17 protein-coding genes and 2 rRNA genes (1 of these 19 cut by a window edge) are annotated in these 20598 nt (G+C 48.3%); 10 read left to right on the top strand and 9 right to left on the bottom strand.

Annotated features, from left to right (window positions below):
• Window positions 1-48: 48 nt before the first annotated feature.
• The 7 genes from FIU82_RS00305 to cyaY are packed head-to-tail and all read right to left on the bottom strand — an operon-like array spanning window position 49 to window position 8549.
• Window positions 49-2715: an ATP-binding protein gene (locus FIU82_RS00305; protein WP_152440075.1), complete on the bottom strand. Its 2667-nt coding sequence runs from the start codon at window positions 2713-2715 to the stop codon at window positions 49-51.
• Window positions 2716-2742: 27 nt separating this feature from the next.
• Window positions 2743-3855 carry a heme biosynthesis HemY N-terminal domain-containing protein gene (locus FIU82_RS00300; RefSeq protein ID WP_152440074.1) on the bottom strand — a complete coding sequence of 371 codons (1113 nt, stop codon included), beginning with the start codon at window positions 3853-3855 and terminating at the stop codon, window positions 2743-2745.
• Window position 3856: 1 nt separating this feature from the next.
• Window positions 3857-5695, bottom strand: coding sequence for a uroporphyrinogen-III synthase (locus FIU82_RS00295; RefSeq protein ID WP_152440073.1), 1839 nt, complete (start codon window positions 5693-5695; stop codon window positions 3857-3859).
• Between the two features lie 15 nt (window positions 5696-5710).
• The gene (gene hemC / locus FIU82_RS00290; RefSeq protein ID WP_152440072.1) at window positions 5711-6652 is read right to left on the bottom strand and encodes a hydroxymethylbilane synthase; all 942 of its coding nucleotides are present in this window, start codon (window positions 6650-6652) and stop codon (window positions 5711-5713) included.
• An 18-nt stretch (window positions 6653-6670) separates the two neighbouring features.
• Window positions 6671-7546: a DUF2914 domain-containing protein gene (locus tag FIU82_RS00285; RefSeq protein WP_152440071.1), complete on the bottom strand. Its 876-nt coding sequence runs from the start codon at window positions 7544-7546 to the stop codon at window positions 6671-6673.
• A gap of 22 nt (window positions 7547-7568) precedes the next feature.
• Window positions 7569-8228, bottom strand: coding sequence for an alpha/beta hydrolase (locus FIU82_RS00280; RefSeq protein ID WP_249311460.1), 660 nt, complete (start codon window positions 8226-8228; stop codon window positions 7569-7571).
• Window positions 8229-8549, bottom strand: coding sequence for an iron donor protein CyaY (gene cyaY, locus FIU82_RS00275; protein WP_026110922.1), 321 nt, complete (start codon window positions 8547-8549; stop codon window positions 8229-8231).
• Window positions 8550-8695: 146 nt separating this feature from the next.
• Here cyaY and FIU82_RS00270 point away from each other — a divergent pair, with 146 nt between their 5' ends.
• From FIU82_RS00270 to FIU82_RS00225, 10 genes are all read left to right on the top strand, one after another.
• Window positions 8696-8881 (top strand): lipoprotein, encoded by a 186-nt coding sequence (locus tag FIU82_RS00270; protein ID WP_022943589.1) that lies wholly within the window; start codon window positions 8696-8698, stop codon window positions 8879-8881.
• 66 nt (window positions 8882-8947) lie between these two features.
• Window positions 8948-9778, top strand: a complete 831-nt coding sequence (gene dapF, locus FIU82_RS00265; RefSeq protein WP_022943590.1) for a diaminopimelate epimerase — start codon at window positions 8948-8950, stop codon at window positions 9776-9778.
• Window positions 9775-10386, top strand: coding sequence for a DUF484 family protein (locus tag FIU82_RS00260; RefSeq protein ID WP_152440070.1), 612 nt, complete (start codon window positions 9775-9777; stop codon window positions 10384-10386). Before dapF ends, FIU82_RS00260 begins: the two co-directional genes overlap by 4 nt.
• Window positions 10383-11315: a tyrosine recombinase XerC gene (gene xerC, locus FIU82_RS00255; protein WP_152440069.1), complete on the top strand. Its 933-nt coding sequence runs from the start codon at window positions 10383-10385 to the stop codon at window positions 11313-11315. The genes FIU82_RS00260 and xerC overlap by 4 nt, the downstream gene beginning before the upstream one ends.
• A gap of 2 nt (window positions 11316-11317) precedes the next feature.
• On the top strand, window positions 11318-12010 hold the full coding sequence (locus tag FIU82_RS00250; protein WP_152440068.1) for an HAD-IA family hydrolase: 693 nt from the start codon (window positions 11318-11320) through the stop codon (window positions 12008-12010).
• 116 nt (window positions 12011-12126) lie between these two features.
• Window positions 12127-12426 (top strand): GNAT family N-acetyltransferase, encoded by a 300-nt coding sequence (locus FIU82_RS00245; protein ID WP_253946328.1) that lies wholly within the window; start codon window positions 12127-12129, stop codon window positions 12424-12426.
• Between the two features lie 142 nt (window positions 12427-12568).
• Window positions 12569-14734, top strand: coding sequence for a DNA helicase II (uvrD, locus tag FIU82_RS00240; RefSeq protein WP_045979484.1), 2166 nt, complete (start codon window positions 12569-12571; stop codon window positions 14732-14734).
• Window positions 14712-16775 (top strand): GNAT family N-acetyltransferase, encoded by a 2064-nt coding sequence (locus FIU82_RS00235; RefSeq protein WP_172972686.1) that lies wholly within the window; start codon window positions 14712-14714, stop codon window positions 16773-16775. Before uvrD ends, FIU82_RS00235 begins: the two co-directional genes overlap by 23 nt.
• An 8-nt stretch (window positions 16776-16783) precedes the next feature.
• The gene (locus FIU82_RS00230) at window positions 16784-17866 is read left to right on the top strand and encodes an ABC transporter substrate-binding protein (protein ID WP_152440065.1); all 1083 of its coding nucleotides are present in this window, start codon (window positions 16784-16786) and stop codon (window positions 17864-17866) included.
• Between the two features lie 72 nt (window positions 17867-17938).
• Entirely contained in the window at window positions 17939-18772 is an 834-nt protein-coding gene (locus FIU82_RS00225) for a chemotaxis protein (RefSeq protein WP_151172252.1), read from the top strand.
• Between the two features lie 387 nt (window positions 18773-19159).
• On the opposite strand, the gene rrf is transcribed toward FIU82_RS00225, so the two are convergent.
• Window positions 19160-19274: ribosomal RNA gene (gene rrf, locus FIU82_RS00220) — 5S ribosomal RNA — on the bottom strand.
• Between the two features lie 115 nt (window positions 19275-19389).
• A 23S ribosomal RNA gene (locus FIU82_RS00215) occupies window positions 19390-20598 on the bottom strand; it runs 1676 nt beyond the window's last position.

Genomic DNA, 20598 nt, shown 5'->3' with positions numbered 1-20598 from the left:
TTTCGATAAAATTTCGCGGATCATACGCACTTGAGGGATAAATTCAAGCTACGCGTGCTGCTTCGCTGGGTGCTGTTTTAACTGCATGGCGATACTACTAAATAACCGCTCCGCGTCTATGGGTTTGACCACGTAATCATTCATGCCGTAGTGCTCAGCCAGCTTAAAGTCATGCTCTTGAGCATTGGCAGAGAGCCCAATAATTGGCAAGTCGTCTAGCAGTAGCTCATTGCGAATAGCTCTAGCTGCGGTTAAACCATCCATGTTCGGCATTTGAATATCCATTAGAACTAAGTCATAGTGGTTTTCACTCACCATCTCAATAGCCTCGACACCGTCATTAGCAATATCAGGCTGAGCTCCTTTGCCCTCGAGCATGGCTTTGGCAACTTGTTGGTTTAACAAGTTATCCTCAACTAACAAAATAGCGACGCCGGTGAGGTCTAACTCCAAAGTGGCTTGCTCTTTCGCCTTGGGCACATCTGGACGCACAGCTAAAGGGCTCTGTTTGGGAAGATAGACACGAAAACACGAGCCTAGCCCCTCTTCACTTTCTAGGGAAATACGCCCGCCCATTAAGGTGACCAGTTTCTGACAGATACTCAAGCCTAATCCTGTGCCGCCGAAGCGTCGCGAGGTGGAGCCATCGGCTTGAGAAAAGGGCTTAAACAATTGCTTTTGAATATCTTCGCGAATGCCCATGCCGGTATCCGTGACACTAAAGCAAAGCTCGTTATCGTGTTCGTCTACCTTTAGGCGGATCGCCCCTTGCTGGGTGAATTTAACGGCATTATTTAATAGGTTTAATAACACTTGCTTCAGGCGAATTGCATCGGTGTGGAATACAGGGTTCACTCCCTCGTTAATTTCATAGTCAATCACTAAACTTTTGTTACCCGCTTCCACACTCATAAGGTGTTTTAGTTCTTTGCACAGCTCTTCAAGTTCTAAAGGCTCTTGATACAAGTCTAGTTTGCCCGCCTCCATTTTCGAAAAGTCGAGGATATCATTGAGCACCCGAAGTAATACGCTCAGAGCACTGTCGGCTTGAGTGATATATTGCTGTGCTTGTGGCCAATCTTGTTGTTGCAACGCTAAATAGTGCAAACCTTTAATGCCATTGATTGGCGTACGAATTTCATGGCTCATGTTAGCCAGAAACTGAGACTTAGCGTCATTGGCACTATCAGCTTTGGCTTTTTCTTCTCGTAACACCCGGGTTTGTTTTGCTACTTGGTCACGCACCCGAATATTACTGCCGGTAATGGCGATTAGAAAAGTAATTAGTAACCACACAAACAACATGCCTATGACCTGTGCATACCAGTAGCCAGACCATGCGTGGGCTATTCCTTGACGGTGCAAATTAAGTTGCCATTGACGGTTAGCGATCGCAAAGTCATGACGCATGATAACGGGTCCGGACTGCGCTAAAGGTAAAATAACTTTATGAGGCTGCGCACTCATATCCACCAGCTCAACCCCAACATTATTGAAGGTCAGGTTGGCCATCGCCGAGCGATACAACAAGGGCAAGCTAACCACCGCAGCCACATACCCTCTGATACTTTTATCTTTGGCTCTGACAGGCGACAACACCAAAAACCCTAAGTCTCCTTGAGGGCTACTTTCTAGCGCAAAGGTATCCGTGACGAAGAGTTCACCTTTATAGGCTTGAAGATGCTTAAAATAAGGCTCAGCACTGATATCTAAACCAAAAACCTGTCGCATTCCCTGAGAAAAGTGGCCGTAGTAAACCGGAAAGTGTGCGCCGTTATTGGTGTCGCGCTCATAGCGGGCAAACACTTTGAAAGGGTTGCTCATTTCCACCGTGGTAGATTGTTCAAACTGGTCGATATCTTGGCTTTTTACTTTAGGCATCCACACCAGCGCGTTTATTTCTGGGTTGTAATTCATCTGTTTAGCCGTGAACTCACGAAATTCACCACGAGTCACCGACTGTTGATTACCAATGAAGGATGCTAGCACTTGAGTATTGGCCCGCAGGCGAGTAAGAATTTCATCGAATTGGTCAACAACGACCTGAGCTTGAGCTTGGAATAATTCTTGGTCTTTATTGTGCTTATTGGTTGCAGCAGCATAAAAGGTCAGGCTAATGGCCGCATAAATCACCATGGATGGCACAATCACTTGTAAGCGATGACGCATCACCGCGAAGTTGAAACCTGCCAACAACAACGGAGTAAAAATCATAACTCCGATGCTATCGCCTATCCACCAAGTGACGAAGCTGTCCCATCGCGCCACCTCAGGAATAACCTCATTAGTGATCAGCAGCTCAGTACCCACTGTAGCGGCAAAGACACAAACAACTGGTCCACCAAAAATAATACTGGTGATGGTCAGTTTGAGGTCTGAGAGATCCAGAGGCGCTTTTATTATTCGAGTGATGACCCAGTAACCTAGAAAGGCCTGAGCTGTTGAAGCTGCGGTCACAGAGGCCGCATGCAAAGCAACTTGCCAGTGTAAGATGTCGGCGACCACTTCAAGGTGAAGTAAGTTGGTCATCAACGCGCCAAGCACAATGCCAACCAACGCTCGCCGCCCTGCAATCAATAATGCCGCTAACGCTACTCCTGAGGGGGGCCAGGAAGCCACCGCATAGCCATCAATAGCCAGTAGCGCGTTGCTTAAAAAGCCGGTAATGAAGTAACCCAGTGCTACTACAAAGGTTAAGTTAAAGAGATTCTTCATTACCTTCCCTGCTTCTGGTCTTAAGTCTTAGCTATGATCGAGAACCAATAATGCTTTTTCAGCTTGCTGCGTTGCGCGATAACTACGCATCGCACGCTGCGGATGAGGCAGGGTTTGTTGTTGTGCTAGCACCTTATCGAAAATACGCGATGCGAGGTCATGCTCTCCTTGGCTTTGTGCCAAGTAAGCGAGGCACAATAGCATTTCTGCTTCGTCAGGTTGCTTCTTCAGCTCTTGTTGCAGTGCCTTTTGCAGTGCTTCAACGTCACCTTGCTCTATCTCACTAAGGATAGACAATAATTGCGAATATTCACCGCGTTTCAATAACTTCTTCAGGGCATCAGTCACCGACGCAATGTCGCCTATGCGCACAACAGCACGTAAATAGTGTGTATGCGCCGCCTCACGGATATGCTTTGGCAGCTCACTTTGGCGCTTATCGAGCTGAGTTTTATCTGCTCCTTGGAAATATTGTCGTAGCGCCCAGTCCCATTGGTATTCATTAAGACTTTGTAATTTCACCAAACGCGGCACTAGCTCTGCAAATTCACTGTATTTGCGTAATCTTAGTAGCACCTGTGCATACAAATTTAGCTGCTGTGATGTCGCTTTTTTACTATTACACTGTTGCCGTAAGGTCGCTAATACCTCTGCATCTGAGTGGCTCTCTAACCACAGTGCTGCCGGCTTCGCACGGTTGGTATCCGAGAGTTCATCAAGCAAGTTTAGGGCTAGATCTGGCTTATCTTGACGCAAACTTGCTTTGGCGCGCATTGCCAATGCAAAATCCTGCCAATGGTCTTCCACCTTGCCTTTGCTCAATGTATGTTGCAGCTGTTCCATGTCGTCATTAATCAACGCCCAAATCGCTTGTTCCAATACGGCCTGTTTGCGCTCTTTCGCGCGCGCGAAAAAGCCATGACGCAGATTGCGGTAACTGCCCCAGCCATAGCGCACCAAGCTGTAAATTAGGTAGCCAAGAAACAGCGCCAAGGCGGTAAGAATGGCGAAGCTTACAATGCTTCCCTCTACAGTCCACTGGCCGAACGCAATAAGAACATAACCTTTCTCGTCTATCAGCCAAGGCGCTATCGCTGCAACTGCAGCAATAACAATAAAAACAATTAATAAACGCGCCATTTTAAGACTCCCCCACGACCTGGACAGAGCTGAGCGTAACTGGCTGCTGAGGAACCAAGGTTTTTAATTGTAGCTGTTTAAGCTGACCCAAAAACTGGCTGGTCTGCGGTTGTTGCAGGTTAAAGTAACGCGTGACAATCTCGGCGGCACTTTGCAAAGCTTGTGTATACAACTTCGGATGTTTATGGCTAGCGGCAAAGCCTGCCTGATCGAGATAAAAGTGAAGTCGCTGTTTAATAAGTCGCTGCTGCTGGTTATCTAATAAGGGCTCTATAGCGGCCTCGCGCTTGCGCACTTTTATAAAATCATCCACCAGCTTATCCCAGGTTGCAGCTAAATTGCGTCGCCAATCAGATACATTGTCCGACAATGCCTGTGATTGCTCGCCATTGTTTTCGGTAGGCGCCAATTCAACCATATTAAATTGTAACTTATCGACCTGACCACCAAGGCCGTGAAGTCGAAGCACCACCGCTTCAACATCGGCCACTTCGATGCTGGCCAGCTGCTGTAAATCAGTGTGAATAGCGCGTCTTAATTGGGCATTGCCAGGATAACTTGCCAGTAATGCATCGAGTCGCTTCAGCGTTGCTGCAGCGCCTGCGTAGTTCGCTTCCGACCAAAGTTGAAAATCAGCCATGGCGACCAAGCGCTTCACTTCGTTGATGTCTAACGGCGGTTGCTCTTGATTGTTCAAGCCATCAATGGCTTGCTCTATTTGCCCAGCTACGGCACGTTGATTAGCGCTTAGCTCGCCATTAACCCTATCACTAAACTGTCGTTGCCATTGCTGAGCACTATGCTGCTGTTGTTGCAGAGCGTTGGCCAATGCTTCAAGGCGTTGATTGAGCGCTTGATTATCGCTTTGTAGCTGCTCTAAATGCTGTTGTAGTTGGTTTTGTTCTTGGTCTTGCGCCTGCTGTTGTAACCAATATTGATACCCAGTTACCCCAGCTGCAGCCAATGCCACCAGCAACGCTAGAACGGCTGTTTTACTTATTTTTTGTGTCATTGGTTTACTCTGTGATGGTACTGCTTTAGGTTGTGTTGCGCTTGGCGCAGGCTCACTCTTTGGTGTGTTTTTTGGTTGTTCGCTCATGTTTCCTTCCTGCTCGGCACCAATACATGCGGCAATGGCCTCGTTGTCGACATCGGCTGCAACCTTAATTTGCTCGCCTTTCACCCCAAGCTTCACTAAGTGCGCCTTAGTGCGCTCACTTACAATATAAAATTGCCTTGATTTAAGCCACTGTAACAGGCTTTCATCTTGGCAAGCAAAAATAGCATCTGCACCACTGTTACTGGTGATTACCAACGCCTCAACACCCTGCTGCTGCCACTGCTGTAACCATGCCTTGCTGCTACCGTTGACAGCTTTGCGCTCGTAAGTCACCAGTGAGTTAACAAAAGCACCTCGGTCTTTCAGCGTTTTGGCAATCAAAGTGCGCCCACCTCGGCCTTTGATTAACACGACTGTTTTGCCTTCAATCTTCTGCAGCTCGGGTAATCTCAATAACCCTTCAGAGTCATGCTGTTTTTTTGGCACCTTGGCATTACATGAGAATTGCTGTTCAAGGGCTTGCGCGGTCGTGGGTCCAACCGCAAAGCAAGCCAAATTGGCGGGTAAAGTATCGCGCTGTTGATACAATCCTTGCACAGCATCTTGCGACACAAAAATAGCGATATCAGCCTCATCGAGGGTAGCCAGCTGATTTGCGTCGACTGAGAGATAGTCAATCTGCAGCACAGGTGTGGTACTGACGCGATGACCTGCAGCAATCAACAGCTCAGCGAGTGCTTCTCCTTTGCCTTGAGGGCGGGTGACCACAATATGCGCCATAGTAATAAATCCGTATTATTTTAGTTCGCCATATACTTCGGCAAGAATACTTCCCGCCCCTTGCGCTAACAGGTCATCCGCTAGCGAAATACCAAGCTGCTCAGCTTCAGAAGCAGGACCGGTGATCTCAGCCCGTAAAATTTGCTGACCATCCACTGAACCCACTAAACCACGTAAATAAACGTGATCTTCGTTCAGCTCGGCATAGGCTCCTATTGGAACCTGGCAGCCTCCCTGAAGTCGACGATTCATCGCTCGCTCGGCATCAACTCGAATCCGGGTTTCGCGATGCTCCAGCGGTGCTAGCAATGCCTTAATCGCCGTATCATCACTGCGACACTCGATACCCACAGCCCCTTGGCCATTGGCAGGGAGTGATTGCTCAGCACTGATATAACTGCGAATACGCTCGGGCATGTGCAACCGTATTAAACCGGCCGCAGCAAGAATAATGGCGTCATATTGACCATCATCTAGTTTTGCCAAGCGGGTGTTCACATTACCTCGTAAATCACGCACCTCTAAATCTGGGCGCTGCTCTTTAAGTTGGCACTGCCGGCGTAGGCTAGACGTGCCGACGATAGCACCTGCAGGCAAGCTATCAATGTTATCAAACGTATTCGAAACAAAAGCGTCACGAGGGTCTTCACGCTCGCAGATGGTGTGTAACTCGAGACCCTCGGGAAACTCTACCGGGACATCTTTCATTGAATGCACAGCGATATCAGCGCGACCATCCAGCATCGCTTGCTCAAGCTCTTTAACAAACAAGCCTTTTCCACCCACTTTTGCCAGTGGCGTATCAAGAATAATATCACCCTTGGTGGTCATGGTGACGAGCTCTACGGTAATACCCCTGTGATGACGCTCTAGTTGCGCTTTTACAAACTCAGCTTGCCATAGCGCTAACGCGCTTTTGCGAGTAGCAATACGCACTCGCGCGGTCGAATTGGTCATGAAATTCCTACTTCGAATTTATCGTGAGCCAACCAAGCGAAATGCTCGGGTAGCCAATAGTTTATTATTTTCGTCTCTCAGCTCTACTCGCCATGTGCCGAGCTGGCTTGGCATGATGTTCTTAGACGAGAAGGTACGGTAACGAGTGGTATGAACACCGAGCTCAACGTTGGCCATAGTTTGGTCATTAAAGTACCACACATGCTTTACTTTTTGTCCTTGTAAACCATGTAATTCGGTGAAGAAAAACAGCTGTTGCTGGAAGTCACTGGTTTTGACTTCTTGGCCAAGAGAGTTAATCGGTTCACGGTCTTGCACAGCGGTTGTGAGCACCGCTCGGCTTACCTTGTCGGTGTCAATTTTGGTGCCTTGAGACAAGCTTGCTACTTTAGCCTCAGTATTAAACTCACTCTCGGGCGCAGGCGCATCCACTATCGTGTCATTCGCCTGTACCTCAGTTGAGGACGCGGAAGTGGAGCTCTCAACAGTGCTCGTTTCATTGGTACTCACTTGTGCCACCAGCGTTTGCTCAGACTCCATCATGGCGCTCTTTGAGTCAGCCTCTACTTCATCTTCTTTGTGGGGCTGGCTCGATTGTACTGGTGCCTGCGCAGCTAACGCGACGGGTGCTGCTTTTGCAACCGTGACCTCTTGCGCGCTTTCATTAGGCGCTTCAGCCTGACTCTGTATATTATCGGATGACGCCGTATTCACCTCGCCCTGCTCGGCGTTGGCAGGCGTAAATGCTAGGTACCAAATCGCAGCCACGGAACACAAACCAAGCGTTGCAGCACCAACGATGCGGCGCCAATGCCATTGATATTGCACTTCCTTGCGCTCAATACGTTGAGTCTTGTTATTCATATTCGCTGTGATCACGATTTTTTGTCCCATTACCGTTGTTCCTGAATCATTATTAACTTAGTCGCTCAAGCAGCCATTGTCGAATAGCGTGCAGCTCGGCATCACAGACTTGGTGGGCCATAGCGTAAGATTGCCAAGATACGTTCATGCCTTCATTTTGCAGGTAAGTATAGGCTTGTTTACCTGCATCTAAAGGCACCACATTGTCAAAATCGCCATGAGCCATGAAAATATTAAGATCGCGATGGCGGGCCTCATCCGTTAAACGCTCAGGCTCAGACATATAGGTTGATAGCGCCATAACACCAGCCAGCTTATGGTGGTAACGCGGCGCTAAGTGTAAGGCGATAACTCCCCCTTGAGAGAAGCCAGCTAGAATAATTTTATCCGCAGGGATCCCGGCCGCTATCTGCTCATCTATTAATGCACTGATACTTTGCGCCGATTGTTGCACACCTTGGGCATCTGCACGTTTATCTAGATCAAGAGATTTGATGTCGTACCAAGCCCGCATCTCCATACCACCATTGATGGTCACCGCTTGCACCGGGGCGTGTGGGAAGAGGAACTTGACCCCGAGCTCCGCTGGTAGGTTTAAGTGTGCAGCAACAGGTGCAAACCCTTCACCAGAATCGCCTAAACCGTGAAGCCAGATAACTGTACATTTGTGCTCTGGCGCATCAAACACACTCACGCCGTCAAAGCTACTCACTTAATCATGCTCCCAGCGGATTTCAACACCCGCTTGTTTACTCGCCGCATCACACATAAACTGCCAAAATTCCGCACCAGAGCGGTTATCAATCCAAGTATCGCCGCGTAGTTCAAAATGGTGTCCGTTAAACTTAGTAGCGACCCAAACTTGATGTAATGGCGCTTGTTTATTAATGACGATTTTACTGCGATCAGCAAAGATAATTTCTAATATTCCAGCTGCAGACTCATAATCTAAATCCGCATCAATATCGTCTATCTGCTCTTCTATTGTTAGCATCAAGGCATCGGCTAACTGATGGTATTCGGTATCGGTCATGGTGGTTTCGCTCATTGTGGCTGCGCTCCTATATGCTCGCAGTAACGTTCGATGGGAAATAATTCAACAGCAACGACTACATTTTTTGTATTTTCTGTTACTCTGCGATTATAAAACGAGTCATATTAATTATCTATCGAATCGCTATGTACAAAAGTCATCGTTTGCTTCGTATCCTTGCAGCCTCCAGCTTAACGCTTCTCAGTGCGTGTGGTCAAAGCGGCGCGCTCTATTTGCCACAACAAGAACAAGTAGATAACCAACAAGCAGAAACACCGCTAAATGCCAAGGAAACCGCAAACGATAACGCAGAGCCGTCGCCACAGCAGTAAAAGCAATGGCCTTGGCGCAACTTTGTAGGCATAGTAACAGCATAGAGTGAGCGATTATAAAGCGTTATGTTAGTTAACTTTTCAAAGATGCATGGTTTGGGTAATGACTTTATGGTCGTGGACAATGTTACCCAAAATATTTTTCTCTCCCGAGACCAGATCAAGCGCTTGGCGGATCGCCATTTTGGCGTTGGCTTTGACCAGCTGCTGATGGTGGAAGCACCTTATTCACCGGATTTAGACTTTCATTACCGCATTTTTAACGCCGATGGCAACGAGGTTGAACAATGCGGTAACGGCGCACGTTGTTTTGCTCGCTTCGTACGTATGAAGGGACTCACTAATCGTCATAAAATCACCGTTTCCACAAAAGGCGGCAATATGACGCTGTATATTGAAAAAGACGGGCAAGTGACGGTCAATATGGGGCAGCCAATATTAGAGCCCAAAGATATACCGCTTCAAGCCAATAAGCGTGAGCTAACGTATATTCTTCGCCACCAAGAACATACATTATTTATGGGCGCCGCATCGATGGGTAATCCACACTGTGTGATCGAGGTTGAAGACATTACTGCCGCCGAGGTGCACACCCTAGGTCCAGCTGTTGAGCAGCATGAACGCTTTCCAAAGCGTGCCAATGTTGGTTTTATGCAGATTATTGACGAGTCTCATATTAAACTCAGAGTGTGGGAGCGTGGCGCAGGTGAAACCTTAGCCTGTGGCAGCGGTGCATGTGCAGCCGCCGTTGTCGGCCAGTTGCAAAGCAAGCTTGGGCGCAACGTCAAGGTAGACCTACCAGGCGGAGCATTGCAAATACGGTGGCAAGGTGAAGGTCACCCAGTCAAGATGACGGGCCCCGCTGAGCATGTTTTTGACGGACAAATAGCCTTATGAGCGAATTAACTACACAGCAAGTCAGTAAATACCTACAACAGAACCCAGACTTCTTTTTAGAAAATCCGGGCGTGTTTGCTTGTATGAACTTTGGCTCTCAGCATGAGAGCGTCGCTTCCTTACAACTGCGCCAGCAGCAGCTATTAAGAGAACAAAACCTTGCTCTTCAAGAACAATTACAACAACTTGTAAGTCAAGCGAAGCAAAACGAACAGGTTTACCAAGTATTCAGTGCCTGTCATCGCCAGCTTATGAGTGACTGCGAATTTGTCGAGCTTGCCAGTAGCCTAGAGCAACTTATTTGCGAGCAACTGCAGCTTAACGAGTGCAAGTTGGTTCAGTACAATGACGCTCTGCAACCGCTAATAAATAGCCGTTTACACGCACAAGGCCATTATCTAGGACGTCTCTCGGAGCAAGAGCAGGCATTGATCTTTAATCATACCTGCAAGAGCGCGGCATTGTACTTAATTGGTGAGCCGGATGCGCCCTTAGCATTGCTCGCATTTGCCAGCGAAGATGAACTGCATTTTGAGCCCGCGCAGGACAGCTTTTTTATCTTCGAGTTTGTGAAAGCATTACAAGAGCGTCTCGCTACCAGTTCATGAGCGAGTCGCAGGCGCTAACATTTTCGACCATGGCTGACACTTGGGCCACACCTGTCCAGTCGTACAGTGATTATCTTCGTTTTGAAAAACAATATTCGCCACTCACCTTAGAACAATATCAACGACAACTTCTTGAAGTGGCGCGGTATTATCATGAAGAGCGTGATGGTTGGCTGACCTTAAGCGCGGATGATATTCGTCGGTTCGCCATGTCATTGCGAGCACGAGGCCTAAGTGCACGTACCGTCAGTTTAAAATTAAGTTGTCTGCGGGCTTTTTTTCGCTATTTGAAGCTTCACCACCAGCACCACGACAACCCGGCGCAGTACGTAAAAGGGCCAAAATTCGATAAGCCCCTGCCTCGTAACTTAGATGTAGACCAAATGCATCAATTGTTAGATATTGATGATGATGATCCCCTTGCAGTTCGTGATAAAGCCATGATGGAGCTGATGTACTCCAGTGGTTTGCGGATCAGCGAACTGGTGAGCTTAAATGTAACCGATATAGACGTGCGTGGCGGAGAAGTTCGGGTCCTAGGTAAAGGCCGTAAAGAGCGTATTGTTCCTGTGGGCCGCCAAGCCATTAGCGCATTAAACTCGTGGCTAAAAATACGCCCAGCGCTGATAGGCCAAGACTCTGATGCGCTATTTTTATCACAGCGCAAGTTGCGCATTTCTGCTCGTCACGTACGTGAGCGCATGCGTGAATGGGGTGTCAAACAAGGGATTAGTGCCCAGGTACATCCACACAAACTACGCCACTCTTTTGCTTCGCATGTACTTGAGTCCAGTGGTGATTTGCGCGCGGTGCAAGAGTTGCTTGGACACAGCAGCTTGTCCGCCACTCAGGTTTATACCCATTTGGACTTTCAACACCTTGCCAAGGTGTATGATAATACCCACCCTAGAGCCAAAAAACAGAAGTAACTATGATTCGATTCAATCGCGCCTTAGAGCAAGCCAAAGTGCTCAGTTTTGATTTGGATGACACGCTGTATAACAATCATCCGGTTATTAAGGCTGCACTGCAGGCGCAACATGATTACTTACAAACATTGCCGCAATGGCGCGAGCAAGAAGCTGATTTTTGGCAATACTGTCGCGAGCAGGCGTTAATGCGGCAGCCAGCATTAGCGCATGATGTTACCGCCCTGCGTAAGCAGGCACTTACTCACGCCATGAATCACTTGGGTGTTGATAACAGCCATGCTGAACATGCCTATCGGGCGTTTGCCGAGGCCCGTAGTGACATTGTTGTTGCCGACAGTGTGCTGGCATTATTGGACACTTTGCGCCAACGCTTTCGCCTGATAGCCATCACCAACGGCAATGTCGATGTCACCCGCTTTAACCTTCATGGCCAGTTTGATGCCGTGTTTATGGCCGGCCCAGACGGTCGTGCTAAACCTTATAGCGACCTTTACCACAAAGCAGCACAGGCAATGGCAGTCATACCGCAACAAATAATCCATATCGGCGATAGCTTAGACACCGATGTACAAGGCGCTAATAATGCTGGTTGCAAGAGTGTATGGCTCAATAACCAAGCGACTAGTTACCAGTACAAGGGGTTAGCGGATATGGAGATTAGCGATATCCATGAGCTCGAAATTCTCACTTAAACCGGTTAGTTTGTCCGAGTGTTTAACAGCTCAGCTGTCGTATTCCAGAGCTTGCCACTGGGGCCAGCCTAGCTCGCTATGAGCGAAAAATCGCAGCGGCTCCTTTCCTTGCTCTCGTGGCTTATCAGCAACATCATATTATCGGTTTCAAACTGGGCTTTGCGTTGTCACCACAATGTTTTTATAGCTGGCTTGGCGGTGTGGTGCCCAGTTATCGCTCTCAAGGGGTAGCCAGGGCGCTGCTGCAATATCAAGAGCGCTGGGCCAAAGCCCATGGCTATCAAGAAATTCAAGTTAAGAGCATGCTGTGCTTTAGCGCTATGCGTGCCATGTTGGCGAAATATCAGTACCTACAACTCACTGCTAACAGCCAAATTGATGCCGATACTAAGATTGTATTTAGCAAGCTGCTATAAAGCCATCAAGTGCCAGTGTAGGGCCTGCAAAACCATAGTTAATGACAAAGAGACAGCGCACTGGTTATAAAAACAGTATTCTATTTAGCCAAGCTGGAACTCTTGTTATACTGGTGGCAATTATGACAGGTGGAAAGCGGCGATGGATGTATCTGAATTACTTGATGGCTTAAACGACAAGCAACGCGAGGCGGTAGCAGCGCCGTTGCAAAATATGCTGGTATTAGCAGGAGCTGGCTCGGGCAAAACCCGAGTCTTGGTGCACCGCATCGCTTGGCTTACTCAAGTTGAAGGAGCCTCGCCTTTTAGCATCTTCGCCGTAACCTTTACCAACAAAGCCGCAAAAGAGATGCGTGCTCGTGTCGAGCAGACCATTCAAGGCTCCGTTGGCGGCATGTGGGTAGGCACATTCCACGGCTTGGCACACCGTATTTTGCGCGCCCATCACCGCGAGGCCAAGCTACCTGAGTCTTTTCAAATTCTTGATAGCGATGATCAACAGCGAATGATCCGTCGCTTACTCAAGGCCATGAATATTGATGAGAAGAAGTGGCCAGCCAAACACCTCGCATGGTATATCAGCGCCAAAAAAGATGAGGGCCTGCGCCCGGGTGACATTCAAGCCTATGATGTCAATGAGCAGCTATTGCTGCGTGTATACTCAGCTTACCAAGAAGCTTGCGATCGCGCCGGACTGGTCGATTTTGCAGAAATACTGTTGCGCTGCTACGAGGTACTGCAGCAAAACCCCACTTTGCTGCGCCATTATCAACAGCGCTTTGCGCATATTCTGGTGGATGAGTTTCAAGATACCAATACCATTCAGTACCGCTGGCTAGCACTGATCGCAGGCGATACCAACAGTATGATGATTGTCGGCGATGATGATCAAAGTATCTATGGCTGGCGTGGTGCCCGTATCGAGAATATCAAACGCTTTTTAGACGACTTCGACGCCGAAACCATTCGTCTTGAACAAAATTACCGCTCGACTGCCACCATCTTGAAAGCGGCGAACTCTCTAATTGAGAATAACGCAGAACGCATGGGTAAAAACCTGTGGACCGACGGCAATCAAGGCGAGCCTATTTCCATTTATGCTGCTTTTAATGAGCTAGATGAAGCGCGCTTTATTGTTGGCAAAATAAAAACCTGGATGGATGCAGGCAATGCGCTAACCGATACCGCAATTCTTTACCGTAACAATGCGCAATCTCGAGTCTTAGAGGAAGCCTTGTTACAAGAGGGATTAAAGTACCGTATTTATGGCGGCATGCGCTTCTTCGAGCGCCAAGAAATCAAAGATGCATTATGTTATTTGCGCCTGGTGAGTAATCGTCAAGATGATGCCGCCTTTGAGCGTGTGATCAACACCCCAACTCGAGGCATTGGCGATAAGACGCTCAGTCATATTCGTGACTGTGCCCGAGCCGAGTCGCTGCCGTTATGGTATGCCGCCAAGGCTATCTTAGAGCAGAAACATTTGTCTGGTCGCGCCGCCACGGCAGTTAATCGCTTTATTGAGTTGGTTGAGGGGGTGGAGCAGCGTATTGCTGAGTTGACCCTCGCAGAGCAGGCAAAATACACCATAGAGAATACCGGTTTGATGGCCATGTATCAGGCCGAAAAAGGCGAAAAAGGCCGTGCTCGCGTGGAAAACTTAGAAGAGCTTATTAACGCTTGCGAGCAGTATGAATTACCTGTTGATGAAGAGTTTTCCTCACCACTGCAAGGCTTTTTAGCCTATACCTCTTTAGAAGCCGGAGAGGGTCAAGCCGAAGAGCACGAAGACGCTGTGCAAATGATGACTCTGCACTCTGCCAAAGGCTTAGAGTTTCCACTGGTATTTATGGTCGGCGTAGAGGAAGGCATGTTCCCATCACAACAAAGCCAAGAGGAAAGTGGTCGCTTAGAAGAAGAGCGCCGTCTATGTTATGTGGGCATGACCCGAGCCATGGATAAACTCTATATTACCCACGCTGAAAGCCGGCGCTTATATGGCCAAGAAAAGTATCACAGCCCGTCACGGTTCCTACGAGAAATGCCGGAAGACTGTGTAGAGGAGATCCGCGTTAAAACAAAAATCTCAGCGCCACAACAAGCTAACCGCTTTAGCCCTTCATTGACTCAAGCCGCGTTTGCCGACAGCGGCTTTAGTCTCGGCCAGCGAGTTATCCATGCTAAGTTTGGTGAGGGTACCGTGCTTAACTACGAAGGAGCTGGCCCGCAATCACGGGTACAAGTAAACTTCGACGATGTTGGTAGCAAATGGTTGGTCACCGCTTATGCGCGCTTACAAGCAATCTGAGCTAGCCTCGTTACTGAGTGGCTTAACCCAGCGGCGTTGGCGACAACTGCTGCTGCTGCGGGGTGAGCCGTCATGGTGCACACAGCAACTGCAATATTTGCAACAGGATACCGACAGCGACTGGTTCACTTTAAGTAAATCTAACCACTGTGTTGATAACCAATGGCCGGAGCATCTGCATCAAATTCTTGGACAAGAGCATAGCTTTGTTGCCTACGATTGCTACAGCGGCTTTTATGCCGATAAGGTAGCCGCAGCCGCTGGCACTGTTAAAGCCGGGGGCCTGATGGTCGTTATGCTGCCAGAAAATACCCACGATTTTGTCGACCCTGGTATCAATAAAATTCTGCCTTATGGCCACCCTCAACCCGAGAGTTGCTTGTTTTGGCGCTGGTTTGAGCAACAATTAGTTGACTGTAAGCCACTAAGCCTCTGTCAATCAGCGCAAACTCATCAAGCACTTACTTATCAATCGCTAGCTGCTACGCCCCCGAGTTCTCAGGACTACAGCGAGCAAGAGCAAGCTATAGCGATGATCATCAAAACAGCCACAGGGCGTGCCAATCGGCCTTTGGTGCTCAGCGCTGATCGAGGTCGTGGGAAATCAGCTGCACTTGGCATAAGTGCCGCGAAACTGCCTGACAAAGATATTATCCTCTGTGCCATTCAGCGCCGCTCCCTCGACAGCGCTTTTAAGCACTTAGCAGAGCAGACACAACTCGATGCAGACAACGGCAATCAACTGGCTAACGTACGATTTATGCCGCCGGATAAATTAATCAGTGAGCAGCCGCAATGTGACGTGTTATTTGTTGATGAAGCGGCCACCATACCCATTCCGATACTAAAGCAACTCTTAACTCTTTATCCTCGGGTTGTTTTTGCCAGCACCATGGCCGGCTATGAAGGCAGCGGTCGCGGCTATACATTGCGATTTTTGGACTTCTTGAAAAAAGCCTATAAGAATCACCGCACCTTCAATATGTTTACTCCCATACGTTTTGCTAACGGCGATCCACTAGAGCAAAGCATCAACCGGCTGCTGTTACTGGATATGCGCACACCGGTGCCCGCACAAAGGGTGGACAACAGCGAGGTGGAGCTGCTTAAAGTGCCAGCCCATAGCTTGCTGACTGATGCCGTCTTACTGGAGCAATGCTTTTCCTTATTGGTACTCGCTCACTACCAGACGTCCGCCAACGATTTGCGGCAACTGCTTGATGCACCGGCACAACACCTTTATATCTGCCGGAATGGTACCAAGGTCCTTGGTGTGGCGCTTGTCAGCATGGAGGGGGAGTTAGATCAGGATATATCAAGCTCAATTGCCATCGGCCAGCGCCGTCCTCAGGGTCATCTATTAGCGCAAAGTATGATTAATATGTCCGGTGACGCACAGCTCGGACAATTAAGTTATGCACGCATAGTGCGCATCGCCATTGTACCCGAGCTGCACCATCAAGGGTTGGGTCATTTATTGCTGTCATTTATCGAGCAGGACTTACGACAATCGCAGGTAGCGGTTGTTGGCACTAGCTTTGGCGCGCATGCAGCGCTACTCTCGTTTTGGCAATCAGCCAACTATCGCACTATCAAACTAGGTAGTAAACGCGACCATGTCAGTGGTGAACATAGTGCATTAATGGTAAAAGGTCTCAACAGCCTGGGTACTTCGAGTGTTACAAATCTGAATCAGAGCTGGTGCCAAGATATGCCACTGTTGCTAAGCCACTGCTTTAATGACATAGCACCAAAGTTAACATTACAGCTGTTAAAAGAAGCGCCAACAAGGCCACTCACCGAAGCGGACAGGCTTTGTCTAACTCGCTTTGTGAATAATGAGATACCATTGAACCTATGCTACGGAGCCCTGTACCGCGCAATCGCAGGTAATTGGTCATTGCTGTTCAACGTGGACGATGAAGCCCAAGCGCTTATCTTGCATACCTTAGGTATAAATAAGCGGGTGGTTGATTTGCAGCAAAGCAAAAAGCAGACTAATAAGGTATTAATAGCTTTAGCTTCACAAATACTAACCTAAGGATCAGCATGCTCAGTGCTCTACTGCTTTCGCTCACCCTTGACGTTGCAATGCCCGTGGCGACGAAGCAAAAGCAATCTCTGAGTTTGGGCATGTCATGTGCACTCACCGGCCCCGCACAAGAAATTGGTAAGGCACTTAAGATTGGCGCCCAACTCTACTTTGATAATCATAATAGACACAGTGATACCATCATCAACCTGACGGTCTTGGATGATGGTTATGAGCCAATTAATACTGTGGCTAATACCCATGAGTTCATCACACAAAGAAAGGTCGATGCCCTGTTTGGCTATATGGGGACACCGACTACTGCAGCCATCGTCGATTTAATTTCCAAACACCAAGTCCCGCTATTATTTCCCTACTCTGGAGCAGCTTTTCTGCGCAATCTAGAAACATCCAACGTTATTAATCTGCGTACTAGCTACGACGATGAAGCTATGGCTCATGCCCAGTACTTTAAAGACCGAGGTGTAAAAAGTGTGGGGATAGTTATTCAGGCTGATGAGTTTGGTCTCGAGGCAGGGTCTAGCACCCTAAAAGCACTAGCCAGCAAAGGGTTAGCTGTTAAACAAACGGCACGATTTCGGCGCAATACCCAAGATTTAGCCATCGCGCTAAAGAAGCTTTTGCCTCTGCGTCTTGATGCCATCGTGTTGATAGGTACCTACGTACCGGTTGCTGAGTTTATAAATACCGCAGCAGAACAAGGGCAGGAACCTTGGTTCGCGGCAATGTCATTTACTTCCGAAAGTGCATTACGGCCTCACCTTAAGCAAAGCTCTCGAGCTATAGTCACAGAGGTAGTGGCAGACCCTAACACGTGTCAGCAACCCCTATGTAACGCCTTTCGGCGGGATTTCTCCGCCGCAGGCATGAGTAAGGCCAATCGCTTACATTTTGAAGGTTACTTAAATGCTTATGCGATGACACTGATTGCTGAATTCTGCCAGCAAAGGCAAGCCCCTATGTCATCCTGCATTGCTCAAAATGGCGCACTCATCAGCTCTCAAGATCCACAGCTTGCAACACTCTTCAAGCTTTCAAAGCCCGTTGGTGAGAATAGTTACATCGTTCCACTTAATTAACTGTATTTGCTGGTTAAAAAGTCTATCTAGACTAAGCTTTAGAATAACGATTGCGGCAACTCTTAGACTTTTATGGACTTTGTTAATTTTCGTATTGGCGCTAAAACCATCTCTTTAAAGATCCTTGATATCTTACTCACTGAGCGTTACGACGATAACCTCACCAGCCTTCCTAATGAGCACAAAGCGTTTCTCGGGGTTAAAGACTATATGGATATACCAACACCGGTATTCGATTTAGGTATTATGCTCAATGGTGTCTCCACGAAGCAGAGTAATGCAAACTTGGCGCATAAGTTGGACCAGTTTATTACATTAAATAAAACGTGGTTTACAGCGCTGGAGAACGCCGTAGAAAATACCCAAGCCATGACCAACGAGTACGACGATGATATTCGTCAGTTTGTGCGCTGGTACCAAAATATGCACGCCCACGACAGTGACCTAAAAGATATCCTACAGCGCTTAAGTGACAGCCATCAGCGTCTATTAGAGCAAGCTAAATTGGTGCGCACTGCCACACAAGAACAAGGGCGTGAAATATTGAGCTATGAAAAGCATCACAGCTTCGCTCACCTCAATCGCTTATTAGAAACCGCCAAAGATCAGATCTTATACAACTATAAGCCTATCATCGTTTTTACCACTAAAGATGGTCTAAACCCCTATATTGGTTTGCTTATAGACAGAGTGGAAGACAGTATCAGTGTCGAGCAAGATGATATTAAGTCACTAAGTGAATTAACGTCGGTTGGGTTCAATATAGATAATGAAACTAAACATATGATGGCCGGGTTAATAAAGCTCGGCGATAGCCACTCAGTGATCATAGAGCCCAGTGCTATTTTTAGGCCTGAACACCTTTCTCACAGTCCAGAAGAAACGCCCGCATATGGATTATTCTGACCAGTAGAGGTTTATGCCGGCTAGGTTGCTGTGTTGTAGGTCAGGGTTTACCCTAAATAGGTGCTGCAAGGCTGAAGCCTTGCCTACGGGTGTGGTGATGGGTGTTTCGCTCTGTTGTAGGTCAGGGTTTTACCCTGACTGGGGTGATGCAAGGCTAAAGCCTTGCCTGCAGGTGTGGGGTTCTTCTGTTGTTTGGTTCTGTTGTGGGTCGGGATTTATCCCGACTATATGATACAAGGCTGAAGCCTGGCCTACGGGTGTGGTGATGGGTGTTTCGCTCTGTTGTAGGTCAGGATTTATCCTGACTAAGATGCTGCAAGGCTGAAGCCTTTTCTACACGCATAAAAAAACCCGCTGCACTGGTGCAACGGGTCTCTCTAATTAGGAGCCTGGTGATGACCTACTTTCACATGGGCGAACCCACACTATCATCGGCGCAGTTCCGTTTCACTTCTGAGTTCGGCATGGGGTCAGGTGGGTCCAGAACGCTATTATCACCAAGCATAAACTTGGCCTAACACGGCGTGTTAGTCATTTGGAAAGCTGTATAAGTAAATCTACTTTAGTCTCTTAACTTCTGTGCTTAAACAGTCACATACAAACCACTTTGGCGTTGTATGGTTAAGCCTCACGGGTAATTAGTACAGGTTAGCTTAACGCCTTGCAGCGCTTCCACATCCTGCCTATCAACGTTGTCGTCTTCAACGGCCCTTTAGTGGCGTTAAACGCCAAGTGAGAACTCATCTCGAGGCTCGCTTCCCGCTTAGATGCTTTCAGCGGTTATCGATTCCGAACGTAGCTACCGGGCAATGCCTTTGGCAAAACAACCCGAACACCAGCGGTTCGTCCACTCCGGTCCTCTCGTACTAGGAGCAGCCCCTCTCAATTCTCAAACGCCCACGGCAGATAGGGACCGAACTGTCTCACGACGTTCTAAACCCAGCTCGCGTACCACTTTAAATGGCGAACAGCCATACCCTTGGGACCGACTTCAGCCCCAGGATGTGATGAGCCGACATCGAGGTGCCAAACACCGCCGTCGATATGAACTCTTGGGCGGTATCAGCCTGTTATCCCCGGAGTACCTTTTATCCGTTGAGCGATGGCCCTTCCATTCAGAACCACCGGATCACTATGACCTACTTTCGTACCTGCTCGACGTGTCTGTCTCGCAGTTAAGCTGGCTTCTACCATTACACTAACCGTACGATGTCCGACCGTACTTAGCCAACCTTCGTGCTCCTCCGTTACTCTTTGGGAGGAGACCGCCCCAGTCAAACTACCCACCAGGCACTGTCCGCAACCCCGATTCAGGGGCCAACGTTAGAACATCAAACATACAAGGGTGGTATTTCAAGGATGGCTCCATGATTACTGGCGTAACCACTTCAAAGCCTCCCACCTATCCTACACATGTAGGCTCAATGTTCAGTGCCAAGCTGTAGTAAAGGTTCACGGGGTCTTTCCGTCTAGCCGCGGGTACACAGCATCTTCACTGCGATTTCAATTTCACTGAGTCTCGGGTGGAGACAGCGTGGCCATGGTTACACCATTCGTGCAGGTCGGAACTTACCCGACAAGGAATTTCGCTACCTTAGGACCGTTATAGTTACGGCCGCCGTTTACCGGGGCTTCGATCAAGAGCTTCGACAAAGTCTAACCCCATCAATTAACCTTCCGGCACCGGGCAGGTGTCACACCGTATACGTCATCTCACGATTTAGCACAGTGCTGTGTTTTTAATAAACAGTCCCAGCCACCTGGTCACTGCGACCCACTTCAGCTCCAGACGCAGGTCCTTCACCTAATGTGGGCGTACCTTCTCC

It is taken from the genome of Pseudoalteromonas sp. THAF3 (assembly GCF_009363775.1).
GTDB classification, from domain to species: Bacteria; Pseudomonadota; Gammaproteobacteria; order Enterobacterales; family Alteromonadaceae; genus Pseudoalteromonas; species Pseudoalteromonas ruthenica.
This window is presented reverse-complemented; position numbering and strand designations above follow the sequence as displayed.